The sequence below is a fragment of the Arthrobacter sp. HMWF013 genome, from assembly GCF_003061105.1.
GTDB lineage: Bacteria > Actinomycetota > Actinomycetes > Actinomycetales > Micrococcaceae > Arthrobacter.
Map to the genome: position 1 here is coordinate 1 of NZ_QAIQ01000289.1, position 1,134 is coordinate 1,134.

The window sequence follows — 1,134 nt, forward strand, 5'->3', positions numbered from 1 at the left end:
GGCCCCGCCTACGACTACGTCTGCACGGTGATGCTTTCGCGGCGCTGCTATTCCCTGGTCTCCAACTCCCTGCCGTTCGCCGCGGAGGAAGCCGGCGTGCCCCTGGTCAACCACCACGACGCCGCGGAGGATGCCCGTGCGTGCGCCGGCATCCTGATCGACATTGCAGCGCGGAACAACGCCAACAGCATTGCGGAACTGTATCTGTCCCTGGGCCTGGAGCTGCCCCGTCAGCACGCGTTCGATCCGGCTCGCGATGAGCTTTCCACAGCGAGCCTGGCCGCCGTTTCGGGCGGCAGTAACGGAGCGGCGCTGGTCCGGCCGTTCCTGTCAGGCTGGCCGGAGGAGGGCGCCAACCCCGTGCCCAATCCCGACGCCGAACCGTCCCATCCGCTGTATGGCCAGACCGTTGTCTTTACCGGTGCGCTCGCCATGGGCCGGCCGGAAGCCAAAGTGCGGTCTGCTGAACTGGGTGCCCGGCCGGAAAGCCGGGTGACGGCCCGCACCACGGTGCTGGTGGTGGGCGACGGGTTTGTGGCCGCGGACCTGCGTTCCGGAAGGCTGACCGGCAAGGCGCGCCGCGTCCTGGAACTGCACGATCGCGGCCAGGCCATTGAGGTTCTCTCCGAAGGTGAGTTCCTGCAGATGGTGGGCGGCTTCGCCCCGGTACCGTGAATCCGGGCCCGGGGCCCGGGCGGTCCTTCAGCGTTCATGCGGCGCAACAAATCTTTCCCGCGGGACAGCAGGCTCCTAGCCTTGCAGGATGAGTACCCCTAACGGCACCAGGACCACCGGAATCAACTGGTCCGCCGTGTTCGCCTTCCCGAACCCCGTCAACGAGTACGCGGCCCGGATCACCGCCGGACTGGTGGTGCTCCTTGCCGGCGCCACACTCCTGACCGGTTCCGGGTGGGGTCTGGTGCTGCTGGCTGCGGGATTCTGGCTGCGGGTGCTGTTCGGACCGCGGATTTCGCCGCTCGCCCTGCTCTCGGTCAAGGTCCTGGCGCCCCGGCTGGGCCGGACACGCCTGGTTCCCGGCCCGCCCAAGCGCTTTGCCCAAGGCATGGGTACGGTGGTGTCCACCACTGCGCTGGTCCTGTTCGCCGCCGGGGCTGCCCCGGCGGCGAACAGGAC

Annotated in this window: 2 protein-coding genes; both read left to right on the forward strand. The window is 68.8% G+C overall.

All coding sequences use genetic code 11. From position 1 onward, the window contains the following. The coding region (locus DBR22_RS11220; protein WP_108599083.1) for an exonuclease domain-containing protein at window positions 1–675 on the forward strand (675 nt) is incomplete at its 5' end. 88 nt (window positions 676–763) lie between these two features. Further along, on the forward strand, window positions 764–1,134 hold a 371-nt coding region (locus tag DBR22_RS11225), incomplete at its 3' end, for a DUF4395 domain-containing protein (RefSeq protein WP_146187476.1).